The following is a 14,964-nucleotide window of genomic DNA, read 5'->3' as shown; positions in this document are numbered from 1 at the left end:
CGGCCCCTGAGGAGGTCAAAGGTTAGTTGTTTGTTTTCGTTCGATTTTGCAAATCTGCCCTGAGGATACTGATATGACCCCCTTTCATCAACTTACCGCCTCCCGCCTGGATGGCCAGCTCATTTCTATGGCCGACTATGCTGGCAAACTGGTTCTGGTGGTGAATACCGCCAGCCATTGCGGCTTCACGCCACAATACGCAGGGCTTGAAACACTCTACAAGAAGTTCGCCGCCTCAGGTCTGGTGGTGCTTGGCTTCCCCTGCAACCAGTTCGGTCATCAGGAACCCGGTGGTGCCGACGAAATCGCGCAGACCTGCCACATCAACTATGGTGTGAGCTTCCCGATATTTGAGAAAGTGGAGGTCAACGGTGCTGCTGCACACCCGGTATTTCGTTACCTGAAAAACGAATTGCCCGGCGTGCTGGGTGGACGGATCAAGTGGAACTTTACTAAGTTCCTGATCGGTCGCGACGGCAAACCGCTCAAACGTTTTGCACCGTTCACCTCCCCGGAGAAAATGGAACCCCTCATTCTTGCTGCACTTGAAATCTAAGTGTTCCTGTCATTCAAACCGTCCATACTTAGAGATCTTCCGGCAAACTGATGTCTGCTTATAAAAGGCTTAACGTGAGATATTTTCCCTTTTGCAAGCAGCCCCGTCTTTTACCCGCTAATTACACCCGGATTTAATCATCAAAAACAGGCCTGGTCAGTTATGCGTTTTCCCACCAATACCACTTTGAAGCTTTGGGGATCGACATTGAGTACTGCATAGCGTATTTGCGGACAAATGAGTTCTAAGCTTCGTTTGCTACAATCAAGTTGTATTAAAGTGCGTGGGCCGGATTTGGTTTGCACCCTGTTGGTCTCAGGATAGTCGCTGCAATCAAATCCTTCTTTACTTAACTTTCCTTTCGCCGCATCCAGGCTCATTCCGATAACATTCAGGCTATCGACTTCTCTGGCATGCGATTTTTCAGAAACCCGGGTCAGTACGCACCCGCTCAGTAATTGAGTGGAGAGTAAGAAGAATATAAGGATAAAAATCTTTTTATGGTTTGTTCTGTGCATCAGGCGACCCTTTAGGTTTATACGTTTGAGCGATATTGTCAGATATTGCAATCAACAGACTGAGGAGTAAAACTCAATAACCAGCTGGAGAACGCCTTCATAGCGGGACTTTCGGCGCGCGTTTGTAGCCGTGTCAGCCAGTAACCCCCGAGGTTGATTTCAGCGGCAAAGGGGCGAATGAGTTTCTCCGTTTGCAGCAGATGATTGAAAATCTTACAGGGGGCGAGCGCAATGCCTGTCCCCATCAGCGCGGCTTCGATCATGGTCAGTGATGAGTCAAATATCATCACCGGTTGGGCGGGAGAAGGTGGATGTTCATTAATGCTTTGCAACCAGTGGCTCCATTCATCACGGCGAAAAGAGCGTAGCAAAGTAAATTTATGCACGTCGGCAAGATGCTGCAACTGACGGGCAATCGCGGGAATACACAGCGGCGACAGGGGTGCATCGCAAATAAACTGTGCCTCTGTGCCGTGCCAGGCACCGTTACCAAAGCGGATGGTGTAATCATGCCCTTCCGCAGCAGGATCTACGCGATTATTGTGGGTGGAAAGTTGCAGTTCAATGTGCGGGTGATGATGATTGAAATCGTCGATACGCGGTAACAATAAGCCGATAGCAAAGCTTCCTACCACACCCACTTTGAGTTTTTCCCGTACCTGCCCTGCCCAGAAACGATCCAACGTATCAGCAATACGATCGAAAGAATCATTTAATACCGGCAACAGACTTTCGCCTTCAGGGGTCAGCATCAGTCCGCGCGAAACACGCACAAACAACTGGCAGCCCAGCTGCTGTTCCAGTGATTTCACCTGCTGGCTGACCGCCGCATGCGTGACATGCAGCTCTGAGGCCGCATTAGTAAAGCTTAGATGGCGGGCGGCGGCTTCGAATGATCTCAGCGCATTTAAGGGGATGTAAGGGCGAACCACGATTTCACCTGTAAGTTTTTCTTTTACCAGCCCCTAAAATTAACAGTTTGTTGCAATCTGTCAAACTGGGCAGAATTCAGGTGGGACAACAAACCATAAGGTTAAAAACAGTGAAGTTAATTTCTAAAACGTTGATAGCGACGGTATTGGCCTCTGTGTGCTCAATGAGTAACGCTGCCGCCCCGGATGTGGAAACTACCGTGAGTCAGGCAATAAAGCCTCTGATGCAGCAGCAAGGCATCCCCGGAATGGCGGTCGCGGTGGTGGTTAAAGGAAAGCCCTACTACTTTACCTGGGGCATGGCTGATGAAGCACAAAAGCGTCCGGTCACAGAAGACACCCTCTTTGAACTGGGCTCAGTGAGTAAAACCTTCACAGGTGTATTAGGTGGCGTCGCCGTGACGAAAGGCGAGATTGCGCTTAAGGATCCGGCCAGCAAATACTGGCACGCACTTAACACGCCGCAGTGGCACGACATTACGCTGCTTCAGCTGGCGACTTACACCGCAGGTGGCCTGCCGTTGCAGGTTCCGGATGCAGTCACCGATGAGAAGGCGTTGGTACACTTCTATCAGCAGTGGCAACCCCAATGGTCACCCGGAACCGCGCGTCAGTATGCGAACAGCAGTATCGGTCTTTTCGGGTTTTTAGCGGTCAAACCCACCGGACTTTCCTTTGAGCAGGCCATGCAACAACGCGTGTTTACGCCGCTGAAGCTCAGCCACACCTTTATTACGGTGCCGGATTCCGCCAAAAACGCTTACGCCTGGGGTTACCGTGAGGGTAAGCCCGTTCGTGTATCACCGGGTATGCTGGATGCAGAAGCCTATGGGGTGAAATCTTCGATAAAAGATATGTCGCGCTGGATGCAGGCGAATATGGATCCGCAGGACGTGGCAGATAAGACCTTACGCCAAGCTTTGGATCTGGCACAAACGCGTTTTTATCGCACCGACGCACTCTATCAGGGGCTGGGCTGGGAAATGCTTGACTGGCCAGCGCAGGCTGAGCTGGCAGTAAACGGCGCAGATAACCAGATCGCGCTGGGCCCGCAACAGGTACGGAGTGCGCAGTCGCATCCGCGCGTGAATGCATCATGGGTTCACAAAACCGGAGCAACCGGCGGATTTGGTGCCTACGTGGCTTTTATTCCTGAAAAACAGGTAGGCATCGTTATGCTGGCGAATAAAAATTATCCCAACACTGAGCGGGTAAAAGCTGCGATGCAAATTTTAAAGGCATTAGAGTAATCAGTAATAAGACGATGCGGCACTCCCGTATGAAACCCCGTAACAAACGGGCATCTGTCTGACATTAAAAAACCTCCGGCGCTTAACGGAGGTTTTTTATTTCTACATATTCAGGTTTTTACGCTGCATAAAACTCTCGTAGCGAAAATACATATCGCAGGACAAGTGAAACTCTTTAAGCCAGTACGCGTAAACATGCAGGAAGTGATACATCAGACAAGGCAGATAGCACAGCAGGAAATACACCACGAATGGCACGCTGACAGTAAGGCCACCTGCAATGAAACTCAGAATGAATATCCACCCCGCCTGCACCATCGCTAACAGTATTATCCGGACGAAAAAGGGCTTGCTGATAAACCGCCCGAAGGGCAACGGCGGCGCAGAATAGATGGTGATCTCTTTCAGAAAGATACGCCCCAGAAACAGGTAGCGTTTAGAGAGCCGTGAAAACGCCAGGTTTATCGCCAGCACGACGCCGCAGAGGATCAGCATGGCAATCATCAGTCTGGCGGAAAAATACCCCTCGCTGAAGGAAAACGCCGGATTCGCCTGCAACGGGCTAACCGAAAGCACATTGAGCGCGGTATTCACTGCAACGTAATAACCAGTGTACTGATAGATATTCCTGAAACTCACCGTGCTGCTCATGCCGGTCAGCACCTGGCGGATATAAACCCGCCGCACCGTTCTGAAAACCAGGTACATGAAAACCGGTGATATCAGGTACAGATAAACCATGCTGAACCGGCTGGCGGGCAACCGTAAACACGCCTGCGCCATCAGCCAGAAAAATAGAACAGAACAAACGCTCACGACCGCAGGCCTGGCGAAAAACGCCGTGATTGTTGAGCAGCTTCTGCCTTTCAGGGCATCCAGATTAATGCGGTTAATCACATAGCTGTAGGCCCAGTACGCTTTCAGTTCGTGCAGCAGCGTAAAGAGCGTGATCGCCAGAATCACACTGATCACCCCCGCATCCCGGGAAGTAAAGGAACAGGCGTTATTTTTCCAGTAGAAACCCAGCACAACGAGCAGGATAACGTAGATAAACGGGATGAACCTTTTATCCTGAAAGCGGACAAATTTTGCATAATCGGGGATCATTTCACGCCACTCACTGTGCCATCAGTTTTGCAATGTACCGCCCTTTCAGGCGTGAATTTTGCGAAATCATGGAGTAAATGAATCAGCCAGGCTTTGTTGCTGATCTCGGCAAATTGCACCGGCGCCGGCTTATCCAGAAAGTGATCCATTGAAGCGGTCCATTGCACGGAGTGCGTCAGATGCAGGGACAGATTCTCCCTGATGATTTCAGGATTTGTTTCGGGCAAACCGGTGACATTCATCAGCACGTCAAACTGTGGCGGCCTGATATCCACGCCTGCCAGAAAATCGCGCATAGGCTGAACGCCGCTGTTCATCAGGCGGGTATGCCACGCCCCGCTCACGCCGGGTTTGGTGCTCTCAAGCCCGGCGCCGGCAACCGCCTGACCGGCGTCGCGCAGCGCGGTCAGCGTACCGCCGATCACCTGCTGCTTACGGCTGTTATCGCAGCTTATTTCTGCCTCAATGCCTTTTTGCGCGAGCAGTGCAGTCAGACCCGCCCGGTCGCAGCCCTTCACCACCAGCATGCTCCCTTTACTGGCGAGGCTCAGGTCGTGCATCAGCGTGGAACGGAAATGAATGACCCGGAATAAATCCTCCAGCGTGAGGGCTCCGGCGGCGTAAAGCGCGGAATATTCCCCCACGCTGTGACCGCAGGCACCGGAGAAGACCGCATCGCCGTGACTTTCGCGATAAAGGGTAAAAAGCATGGTGTTAATGGCCGTGACGGCAATTTGTTGTACGGGGGTCTGAACCAGCCGCGTCATCGGCCCTTTTGCACACAGGCGGCGGATATCCAGCCCGGAAATATCACTGGCGCAATCCCAGATACGACGGGTTTCGGCGCTGGTATCCCATAAGTCAGATCCCATCCCGATGACCGGATTCCCCTGCCCGGCAAATAATAAGACAACCGGTTTTGTTGCGTTTATGTCCATCTCTCTGTCCCTGTGAATCACCTAGAGGTGATACTTAAAACCCAGATAAGTGCCAAGAGTTTCGCCGAATAAAGCAAACTCCGAATCACTCTTTCCAAATGCGGTGTAAAGACCGCCATAAAGTTCAAGCCGCGGGTTCAGCGGTTTGTTGATATTCAGGCCGACCGTCGCACTCTTGTCCTGTAAATTCATCACCGCAAAAGGCTGCACCGAGGACTGATCATCCATCAGGTAACTGCCGTAAGCGTTGAGGTAATGTTTTCCCAGCAGGTTTCCCTGGCTGGACGCGTTGTAGATTTCAGACGCCATCAGATATTTGTAGGCGTCAAATGCCCGGTCCAGCGGCGCGTAATTCGTCCTCTGGTTCAGGAATTTAATGAGGTCCGTTTGTTTGTCCCACTGTGCGGAAGAATAGCCTTCACTTTGATAGTAATATTCGAGGCCAAACTGACTGAAGCGATCGGTGGTGTATTGCATTCCGAGCGCCAGCTCGACGCCATCTTCATCCTTTGCGCTGTAAAGGGAATCCGGAAAACGGTAATGCTCCACTTCGCGCGCACTATTTTCGTCAAGGTGCCGCCATTGCTGCTGAAAATGGTAGGCCAGTTCGGTGCTCAGAATGAACTGCGGCGTCACGTTCAGCGTTTGCGCCACGGCGACCGATTTTTTATCGCCCGTCATCAGGCTCACCGAGGGCGTGCTGTCACCAAACCGGTAATCCGTGTACGTCAGCAGATAGCGGTCGCTGGCATTGGAACGGGCCAGCGCATTCCAGTTTCCCGAAGATTCATAGCGCGGGTCGGGCTGCGTGAGCCGTGGCGCCGCGGTTAACGACAGCGAGTAAGCAAGCGTATCCTGCGCCAGCACCGCGCCCCAAAACGCATCGGTATAAAGCGGTTTCATGTCAGGTGAATGAATGCGCGTGGCCTTGAACCCGGCGTTGTAATTACTGAGCAGGCTGGCCGGGGATTTCAGGTAGAAAGCGCCGCCTTTTGGCCGGAGCTTACCGACGTCCAGCCGCAGGCTTTCTGTCGGTGTATAAGAAAGACGAAGTTTATCGATCAGCGCCCGCAGGCGGTGGTCGTCTTTCTCAAAGGCTCCGGGGCTTTTATACGGATAATAGGCCAGGGCGAGCAGCGAGAAATCTACGTCCAGCTTGTCTTCAGCCAGCGTGCAATCGTTACGGTAATTCACCGCGATATCATTAAACGCATTGTTCGCGGCATACGGGTTTTTCCCGTCAATCTGCCAGACAGGTGGTTCTTTACTGACGTAGGACGCTTGCGCGTAAATCGCCGTGTCGGAATTCGTCAGGCAGGCGGCGTAAAGCGGTAACGACGGCCACACGCCGCTGGCCAGTATCAGCAAGGCAGACCGGTTCAATTGCCGCCCCGCTGAATACTCTCTTTCGTGAAGCGGGAAAGCGGCAACGACTCAAAACGGACATCGCTGTATTCCATGACCGAATAACCGCTGCCACGGCGAGGATCCGTGACTTTAATTTTGGACGGTCTTTCCCTGCCCAGCAGCAGTTTGTAACCGAGGTACCACACTTCCTTGAGCAGCTTGTCATCGAGGGAAAAATACGCGGCTTTATAAGGGCGGTAGCTGCCTTTCTCCACCAGATAATTCACTTTCGGATAGGTGACTTCCGCTGACCGGCGGGTGAGCATCAGCGAATAGCAGACGTTCGCGCCGCAAGGGACTTCCCCCTGCAACGTGGAGTCATACGCAAACTCAAAGTTGGTCACAATCACGTCGCCGTTAGAAATCTGCCCGATCAGCCTTTGCTGGCGGGAGATCGGCACAGGGCGGCGCAGTTCCGGCGTGTAAAACCATAAGTCGTAGCCGTCGGATAACATAATTTTTCCGCGATCCCGTGGCGGAGAAACAAAGCGCGCCAGTGAACGTGCGTCGGCCTGTTCACCGTCTTTCGGTTTCAGAAATCGCATGGAGATATCCAGAACCTGCTGATTCACCGGCGCATTTTCGCCGGATTTGAATTCATTCACGGTGACCGTATAACGAAAGGGCTGGTCGGGTGACCGGATATCGTCTGCCTGCCGGATAATGTTCAGAGCCGTGACGGCGTCCGCCGCATGCGTGAATACCGGGAACCACGCGAGACAACCGGCGATAAGAAGAAGGCCTGATTTCATGAAGATGTCCTTATACCGCTTTAAAAGCGTCCGAAATATTCAACCGCGATGCCCGCAGTGCCGGTAAAACCGAGGCCAGCGACGACGTGATCACCGGCAAAATCAGGGTGATCCAGATGAGTTCTGCGCTGTCCGTTTTGATAAAGGCGTTGTAGCCGAGCGTCTGCCCCGGAGACGGCGGCATCGCGATACCTTTCAGGTTGATCAGGGATGCAATCATCATCCCCAGAATCAGGCTGCCCGCAGCGCCAAGTGCACCGATATAAATCCCTTCAAGTAAAAACAGGCGGGTTACATGCGCAGGGCGCAGGCCGATCGCCCGCAGCGTAGTGATTTCGCGGGTTCTTTCGACGATATTCATGGTCATCGAGTTGCTGATCATGAAGATCACAATCAGCGCGACAATCGCTTTAATGAAGAAGTAAATGCCGGTCAGTAAACCTTCAACCTGCTGATAAAAGATCGAGAGTTCTTGCCAGTTTTTGACTATCAGCGGCAAATGCCGGTCGGCAATAAACTGCGTGAGTCGGGCGCTGAACACCGGTAAATCCGCATCATTCTTCAGCAGAATGACAAACTTACTGACGCCATTGGTGTTCATGATGTGCTGCGCGGTTTGCAGGGGAATTTTCATCGCCACGTCGTCATAATCTTTAATGCCGGAGGTGAAAATACCGCGGACTCTCAGCGACAAGGCTCCCTGCCCGCCCTGTGCATTTGCCACCAGAACGTCGAGCCAGTCGGCATATTGCGCGTTCAGGGTTTTTGCCAGCCCGCTTCCCAGGATCACCTCATCCGTTTTAATGCGCGACAGATCGCTGCCGGACACCAGTTTGTCGAAAGAGCCCAGCTTCAGCGCCGGTAAAGGCTCGATCCCCAGACCGGCAAAATAGCTCGAGGTTTCACTCTCGTAGTGCGAAATCACACCGGTGAATTCGAGCTGGCCTGAAATCGTGGAAATATAATCTTTCAGTTCGGGGGCATTCTGGATTTCATTTTTCAGCTCGTCATAATTGCCAATAATGCTTTTACTTTTATTCGAGGTTTCGAAATAGTTTTTGTCGTAAATCTGAATATGACCGACGTTGGTTCTGACAGTTTGTTCTTTCAATATCCAGAAAGAATACTGAATAAAACCGCCATAAAGGAAAATGGCTAATCCCCCCAAAATAATGGCGATCAGAGTAGAGAAGGAGCGTCTCTTGTGTCTGAATAAATTCAGGAAGGCAAATTTTGCATCCTGCGGCCGCCGGATCAGGCAATACAGCACAAAACCGACGATCGCCAGCAGGGCGAGGTTGGTTATAATCATTCCAGTTAACATTTATTCACCTTTCATCAAAGGCACAACAATCTGAGTTATTTCACCGATATCCCACGCGGGGCTGGCATCTGACTTCAGGGATAATAATTTTACCGCCACCGGCCCGCGGTTTTTTAGTTGTGTTAAAAGCGTATTTGCGCCGACGGTATCTCCGCAACTGAGCAATGCCCGGTAACGCATAAAAAGGATATTAATCAGGATATCGTTATCGAAATTAGCCCGGTTTTTTAACAGATAGTCGGTATCTGCCAGCGCTATGACACAGCGCCCTTGTTTTGCCGGTAAATAAGCATCAATACGGGCGCGTAAATAACGCACCTGCGGCGTATTTTCATGCGAATCAGCTGCTTCATCCAGATAAAAAAAGCCCGTTTTCCCATATTCCGAGGCCAGCACATAATCATTCATTGCGGCATAATGATCGGCCATCCGCAGCGTGCCGTAAGAGTAGAAAATCAGCGACGCGATATCTTTTTGCTGTTCATATTCATGCAGCAAAGCCTGCGTGGTGGCTGATAAAGCCTCCGGCTGAACTGGAAAACCCTGTTGCAGCACGGCCTCCAGAGCCGGTGTCCCGGAACGGGCGGCGGCGGCTCCGTGAGCGGCTAAGGACAAGCAGAACGCGAGAATAACGGCGCTATTTCGAAACATCATGAACAATTTCTCCATCCTTGATTTCAATCACCCGCCGCGCACGGTCCCTGAGCTGCGCAGAATGGGTCGAGACAATAAATGTGGTGCGGGTTTCCTGATTAATTTTCATCATTAACTCCAGAATCGCCTCGCCGGTCGCCTGATCAAGATTGCCGGTAGGTTCGTCCGCAACCACGACCTGCGGGTCATGAGCCAGCGCCCGGGCAATCGCCACACGTTGCTGCTGACCGCCGGACAGTTGCCCCGGCGTGCGGTTGCCCAATGCGCCAATGCCGACGTTATCAAGGGTATGCTGCGTCCGTTCCCGCGCCTCTTTCCGGCCATAACGGCCATTGAGGATCAGCGGATAACACACGTTATCAAACGCCGAAAGCACCGGGATCAGGTTGAAAAACTGGAAGATAAATCCCAGATGTCGCCCACGAAGGGTTGAGAGCTGGCCTTCATCAAGCTCGTTGAGCGATTTATCCAGAAACAGCGTCGAGCCCGACGTGGGCTTATCAATGCCAGACAAAATATTCAGCAGCGTACTTTTCCCGCTGCCGGAAGGCCCGCACAGCGCCAGAAACTCGCCGCGGGCAATTTCCAGATTAATATTTTTCAGCGCATCGACCCTGCCTTCGCCCGTTCCGAAGCTTTTACACACATCCATCAGCAATATTGCCGGCAGTTCCCTGATCGTCATCGCCATCATTCCGTCCGCTTAATTTCCCTGATACCGGGTGTCAAAGTAGTGATATCCGCCAAAGTTATCCGGCACGACAGTGCGCATTTTCCCGCCCGCAACACGGTGTTGCTGAAGATAAATCCAGCTCAGCGCAGGCGTCAGGCACCCGCTGCCGCCATAGCGTTCGGGCAGGCTGATTTTTTGCGTATTACGCTTATTTTCGCTGAACGCTTCGCGCCATAGACGGTTTCGTCGCAAACCTGAGAAACACATCAGATCAATATCGTTATCCGCGCCGGATAAAATACCCCCCGATTCCCTGTCTTTATTGTGCAAAACATATTGCCCGGTATTAATTTCCAGAGCGCTTTCCCGCTGACTGAAAATAAAACACCCGACGCGCTCAACCGACAGGTTTATTTTTATGTCCTGCTCCTGAGCTTTCTCTTTCTTATTCACGGGCAGATCTTCTTCGGAGAACACCAGCACCGGCACCGCACGGTATGCGGCGCAGATCACTACAAAATCGAAAATATCCCAGTCCAGATAATCCTGCGCCAGACGCATGGCCTGAACCAGCGACTGTTTTTCGCCGCGAATTTTGCAGCTAAAGTCTTTGACGGAAAATTTCTTGATCAGGTTTTTCGGTAATGTGTCGATCATGGCCTGATGCAGCGCGCTGCTGATATTTTCAAACGAAGAACTTTCGCCCCAGCTGTCGGCATAAATAAAAGCCGTTCGCGATTTCATCAATAACATCCGCTCTTTCGCGCTGAGGTTATGTAATGCCGCTTCCGAGACCTCTTCCATCGCAACAATATAATTCGTGTAATGGGGCGTTCTGATCATCTCACTGGCGTAAATATCACTGCTTGTTCCAAAGCGTTTAAATCCCCAGCCGTTTGACCGGGTGGATTTAAGCGAGCGGTTATACATGTGAGATTCCCACACATTCAGCCAGCAAGGCGCATACATATACACCCGCCCTTCCGGCTCGGTCATGGAGAAGGAAGATAAATACATAGTACTTTCCCTGTAAAATTAAGAGGCGGCAGCGTTCTCAGACATCACAACACCAATGACCGAGCCATCAACGCCCAGCCCGACTTTCAAAAGATGGCGCTTGTTGTGTGTTATCTGTCCCTGATTGAGCAACACATACGACGCGACATTTTCCCGGATCGGGCCGGTTCCCACCGGAGAGAGCAGCGTCTTCTGGCACAAGGCCTGGTGACCGATGATCAAATCCACGATCCCTGAACCGGTTGAGGTGTAGCCGATTTGCCCTTTATAGGCCAGAACCGGCACCGTGCTTTCACCGGGGAAAGAGGCCAGCGCCAGTGCCTCGGCCTTATCGCTGGCTTCAGAACCGTTTCCGTGCGGAATAATCGCGGCCAGATCCCCGCAGCAAATGTCCGCCTGATCCAGCGCTTTGTTCATCACTTTCAGCAGGCTTGCACTCAGTTGCGCCCCGTCGTTGCTCCGCCCCGCGCTGGTTTGCGTATAGACAGACGTGAGCCGGACGCCGTCCGCCATCTGCCGGGCATGACGATGCCGGGCGCTTTCCAGCAGCATCACGCAGCCGCCTTCGGCAAATAGCACGCCCTGACCGTTCGCACCAAAAGGCTGAACGGTGTCGCCGCCGAGCATTCCCTGACTGGTCAGAAAACTGATGTCCTGCGTGGTAATCAGGGAGCAGTTCACCACCATCACCACGTCAACATTCCCGCTTTCGATGGCCTGAATCCCCAGATGCACAGCGGCCAGCGAGGAATTGCTGGTGCAGTGCAGATTGGGCGGCAGGTGTTTCAGGTCAAACGCCGTCGCCACGTGATGCGCCAGTTTGTCCTGAGACATATTGGCGACATGTAAATTCTGCACCGAACGGGTGAGCGTGACGTCTTCAACATCGTTGTGATCATAAAAGGCCAGATAATCCGCCACATCCACGCGCGGACCTAAACCGGTCAGGTAAACCCGGACGTTTTCGCCGGTCAGGTGGTGTTTATCCAGCCCGCCGTGGGCGAGTGCCCCGACCATAAGCTCACTCACCCACGCGCCGGTGTCCTTTACCGGCGCCGGTAAACGGGCAACGAAACCGTTATTACTCAGCCCGTATTGTCTGGCCGCCTCGTCAGAAGAGAACCATCGCGCTTTACTGACACAACGGCCTGCTTTAAGCCCGTCGGATAACCCGTCGCTGCTCTGCGCGAAGGCCAGACGTGCGCTGTAACCCGCGATGATTGCCGCGTTATCCACGTGTTTATCCTCTGATAACGAAGGCATTGTAGTTTCCACCTTCGTTCGCTCCGACCAGCAGGACATGCCTGATGGCCATTTTCAGCGGAGCTTTAACAAAGTTGATGCGATCGTCGCAGAACACCTGAGTATGCGGAATGGCGGGCACCGCCTGTTTCCTGATGCAATCCGCCAGCACCGCCAGATTGAGCAGCCCGGCGCAAGACTCCACAAATCCAAAGCTGGCGTTGTAGTTCACCACCGGCACCTGCGGATTTTGCTCGCCGAAGGCCAGACAGATCGCGCCAATTTCAATCTCAGAACTCTCTTTTGTGCCGTTACTGCTGCCGCACACCAGATCGATATCCCGCGCCGTGAGGCCCGCATCGGCTAAAGCCCGGTGGATTGCCAGCGCCATGGCGGCCGATTTTTCATCCGCGCAATCGGCATCAAAATAGCTGATGCTGTTGGATTTGCCGTAACCGGCGATTTCCGCGCAAATCTCCACGCCGCGAGCCTGAGCGGCGTCCAGATCTTCGAGCAACACCATGCAGGCACCTTCGCCCGGCACAAAACCTTTCGCCTCCTTGCCGTACACCTGATATTCGCGGGGATCAGAGGTCATCTGGATTTTTTCGGTGACGGCATCCATATACAGCGACATGGAAGGGAAACATTCGTCGGCGCCACCGACCAGTACCTGCGGTTGCAGCTGCTGGCGGATGATTTCATAGCCGTAGGTCAGCGCGCCCAGCGACGCGTTTTGCCCGGTCGCCAGCGTGGTGGTGTAGCCTTTGATCCCTTCAGAAATACCGCAGAAAGTGGCAATCGAATTCATCAGCGAGCCGGGGAATTCGGACGTACGCACTTTGCGCGGATCGGGTTTCAGGCTCTGCAGGTATTTATAGGTCGTCTCCTGCGGCCCGCGCGACATTCCCATCACCAGCCCCAGTTCGTGGCCGTCGCGTTTGATTTTATGCTTCGCGTTGTTCAGCGCTTCCGCCAGGGCAATCAGGGCAAAGGTTCCGCCACGCGTGGCTTTGCGTGAGTCAAAACGCCGCAGATGCTTACGCGGTTCCAGCGCCGTGACCTGAAAGGTTTTAAAATGGACGTTATTTTCCGGCAGAACCGCTCGCTGTAAACGGCGCGTCGCCCCCGGCAAATCATCAAACTGGTGCGTTCTGGTCAGCACGTCCAGAAGCTCAACGGCTTCTGTGAGGGTATCTCCATTGAATTTTACGCCCGTCAGTTCAGGAGATTTCTCAGCAGACCAGATATGCTCAAGTATTTCGTTCAGGGTATGCCCGATGGCCGAGACGGCACCGATACCGCTTATCGCCACGCGCTTCGCCTCGTAGGCGGTCACCGGAACCGTGCCGGGACGCGTGCTCACAATCATGCAGCAGTTATTTCCGCCGAAAGCATAATTGTTTTTCATGAAGATATTGATGTCCTTCTCCCTGAATTCATTCGGCACATAATCCAGGTCGCAATTCGGACGTGGCACCGTGAAATTCAGCGTAGGGAGAAGTTTCTTTTCCGGCAGTGTCACCAGACAGGCGATGAGTTCGACAATTCCCGCCGCGCCGATGTTGTGGCCAAAGAAGGATTTGGTCGAGCTGACAGGAAGATCGACCGCATCGGGAAACACTTTCTTCATCGCCAGCGTTTCGATCCGGTCATTGGCTTCGGTGCCTGTGCCATGCACGTTCACGTAATCAATCTGATCGGGCGTGACACCGGCATTTTCCATCGCCTTGAGCATGACCTGCACCGCACCGTTGGCACGCGGATCCGGGCCGGTTTCATGGTAGGCATCGCACGACGTCGCGTAAGAGAGAAGCTCGCCATAAATCGTTGCACCACGGGCGACGGCGTGCTCGTATTCTTCCAGCACGATGGCGCCCGCACCTTCACCGATGGACATCCCGGACGTGCCGGAGAACGGCGTACAGGATTCGGCATGCATCACGTTGAGCGCGTAGAAACCGGCGAAGGTCGGCAGATAGATCGGCTCGGTTCCGACGGCAAGCATGGTTTTACTTTTGCCATTCTGGATATAGTCAAAAGCCATGCCGATGGCGTTCGGGCTGGCGGTACAGGCCGTCGCCACCAGTTCCGTGCCCCCTTTCAGCCCCAGTAATGTCGATACGCTGGAGCAACAGGACGCAAACCCGCCGGAGTAAATGGCTTTTTTCAGCGAGAAATCCTGAATACGCTGTTCAAACAGCGGCAGGAACGCTTCGGTTCCCGCCGAGGACACGCCGACGATCATCCCGGTTTCTTCAAGATCCCCCGTTAACCCGGCGGCATTCAGCGCATCTTTGCTGACTTTGTAGGCCCACAGCGCGGCGTTATCCATTGCGCTGACTGTTTCAGCGTCCAGCGGAGCGTAATCGATATCTTGTAAGACCTCCGCCGCACGCGCGTTTTCAAACCAGTGCGAAAAGCGTGTGCTGTCTTGTACACCGCATTCTTTATTGAGCAGAGCCTGTCTGAACCCGGCAATGTTATCCGCCAGTGAAGACAAAATCCCCATCCCTGTAATGACTACTCTTTTCCTGCTCGTTTTCATAAATAAGTCCCTTAGTTCTGATCAGCCCGGGTGATCAGACAACGTC

Annotated in this window: 14 protein-coding genes; 2 read left to right on the top strand and 12 right to left on the bottom strand. The window is 53.0% G+C overall.

The window, feature by feature from the left end:
- Positions 1-73 precede the first annotated feature (73 nt).
- The gene (locus tag KWG64_RS07945; RefSeq protein ID WP_218521524.1) at positions 74-556 is read left to right on the top strand and encodes a glutathione peroxidase; all 483 of its coding nucleotides are present in this window, start codon (positions 74-76) and stop codon (positions 554-556) included.
- A 140-nt stretch (positions 557-696) separates the two neighbouring features.
- On the opposite strand, the gene KWG64_RS07940 is transcribed toward KWG64_RS07945, so the two are convergent.
- Positions 697-1,074 carry a hypothetical protein gene (locus tag KWG64_RS07940; protein WP_195813234.1) on the bottom strand — a complete coding sequence of 126 codons (378 nt, stop codon included), beginning with the start codon at positions 1,072-1,074 and terminating at the stop codon, positions 697-699.
- Positions 1,075-1,112: 38 nt separating this feature from the next.
- Positions 1,113-2,006 carry a LysR family transcriptional regulator AmpR gene (gene ampR / locus KWG64_RS07935; protein WP_218521523.1) on the bottom strand — a complete coding sequence of 298 codons (894 nt, stop codon included), beginning with the start codon at positions 2,004-2,006 and terminating at the stop codon, positions 1,113-1,115.
- Between the two features lie 164 nt (positions 2,007-2,170).
- On the opposite strand from ampR, the gene ampC reads away from it, so the two are divergent.
- Positions 2,171-3,256, top strand: a complete 1,086-nt coding sequence (gene ampC, locus KWG64_RS07930; RefSeq protein ID WP_218521522.1) for a class C beta-lactamase — start codon at positions 2,171-2,173, stop codon at positions 3,254-3,256.
- A gap of 102 nt (positions 3,257-3,358) precedes the next feature.
- Here the strand turns inward: ampC and KWG64_RS07925 are convergent, their stop codons facing one another.
- The 10 genes from KWG64_RS07925 to KWG64_RS07880 are packed head-to-tail and all read right to left on the bottom strand — an operon-like array spanning position 3,359 to position 14,918.
- Positions 3,359-4,363 carry a hypothetical protein gene (locus tag KWG64_RS07925; protein WP_218521521.1) on the bottom strand — a complete coding sequence of 335 codons (1,005 nt, stop codon included), beginning with the start codon at positions 4,361-4,363 and terminating at the stop codon, positions 3,359-3,361.
- Positions 4,360-5,301: an ACP S-malonyltransferase gene (locus KWG64_RS07920; RefSeq protein WP_218521520.1), complete on the bottom strand. Its 942-nt coding sequence runs from the start codon at positions 5,299-5,301 to the stop codon at positions 4,360-4,362. Before KWG64_RS07920 ends, KWG64_RS07925 begins: the two co-directional genes overlap by 4 nt.
- Before the next feature lie 21 nt (positions 5,302-5,322).
- Positions 5,323-6,684 (bottom strand): hypothetical protein, encoded by a 1,362-nt coding sequence (locus KWG64_RS07915; RefSeq protein WP_255562121.1) that lies wholly within the window; start codon positions 6,682-6,684, stop codon positions 5,323-5,325.
- A complete protein-coding gene (locus KWG64_RS07910; RefSeq protein WP_218521519.1) occupies positions 6,681-7,460 on the bottom strand; it encodes an outer membrane lipoprotein-sorting protein in 780 nt (259 codons plus the stop codon). Before KWG64_RS07910 ends, KWG64_RS07915 begins: the two co-directional genes overlap by 4 nt.
- Positions 7,461-7,470: 10 nt before the next feature.
- On the bottom strand, positions 7,471-8,784 hold the full coding sequence (locus KWG64_RS07905; RefSeq protein WP_218521518.1) for an ABC transporter permease: 1,314 nt from the start codon (positions 8,782-8,784) through the stop codon (positions 7,471-7,473).
- The gene (locus tag KWG64_RS07900; RefSeq protein ID WP_255562120.1) at positions 8,785-9,438 is read right to left on the bottom strand and encodes a hypothetical protein; all 654 of its coding nucleotides are present in this window, start codon (positions 9,436-9,438) and stop codon (positions 8,785-8,787) included.
- Entirely contained in the window at positions 9,422-10,129 is a 708-nt protein-coding gene (locus KWG64_RS07895; protein WP_218521727.1) for an ABC transporter ATP-binding protein, read from the bottom strand. Before KWG64_RS07895 ends, KWG64_RS07900 begins: the two co-directional genes overlap by 17 nt.
- A 12-nt stretch (positions 10,130-10,141) precedes the next feature.
- The gene (locus tag KWG64_RS07890) at positions 10,142-11,128 is read right to left on the bottom strand and encodes an ATP-binding protein (protein WP_218521517.1); all 987 of its coding nucleotides are present in this window, start codon (positions 11,126-11,128) and stop codon (positions 10,142-10,144) included.
- Positions 11,129-11,146: 18 nt separating this feature from the next.
- Positions 11,147-12,364 (bottom strand): beta-ketoacyl synthase N-terminal-like domain-containing protein, encoded by a 1,218-nt coding sequence (locus KWG64_RS07885; protein WP_218521726.1) that lies wholly within the window; start codon positions 12,362-12,364, stop codon positions 11,147-11,149.
- Positions 12,365-12,368: 4 nt separating this feature from the next.
- Positions 12,369-14,918 carry a beta-ketoacyl-[acyl-carrier-protein] synthase family protein gene (locus KWG64_RS07880; RefSeq protein ID WP_218521516.1) on the bottom strand — a complete coding sequence of 850 codons (2,550 nt, stop codon included), beginning with the start codon at positions 14,916-14,918 and terminating at the stop codon, positions 12,369-12,371.
- Positions 14,919-14,964: the final 46 nt, after the last annotated feature.

Source organism: Rahnella sp. PD12R (genome assembly GCF_019200965.1).
Classification (GTDB): Bacteria; Pseudomonadota; Gammaproteobacteria; order Enterobacterales; family Enterobacteriaceae; genus Rahnella; species Rahnella laticis.
The sequence above is the reverse complement of the archived record's forward strand: the minus strand, read 5'-3'. Positions and strand labels throughout refer to the sequence as shown.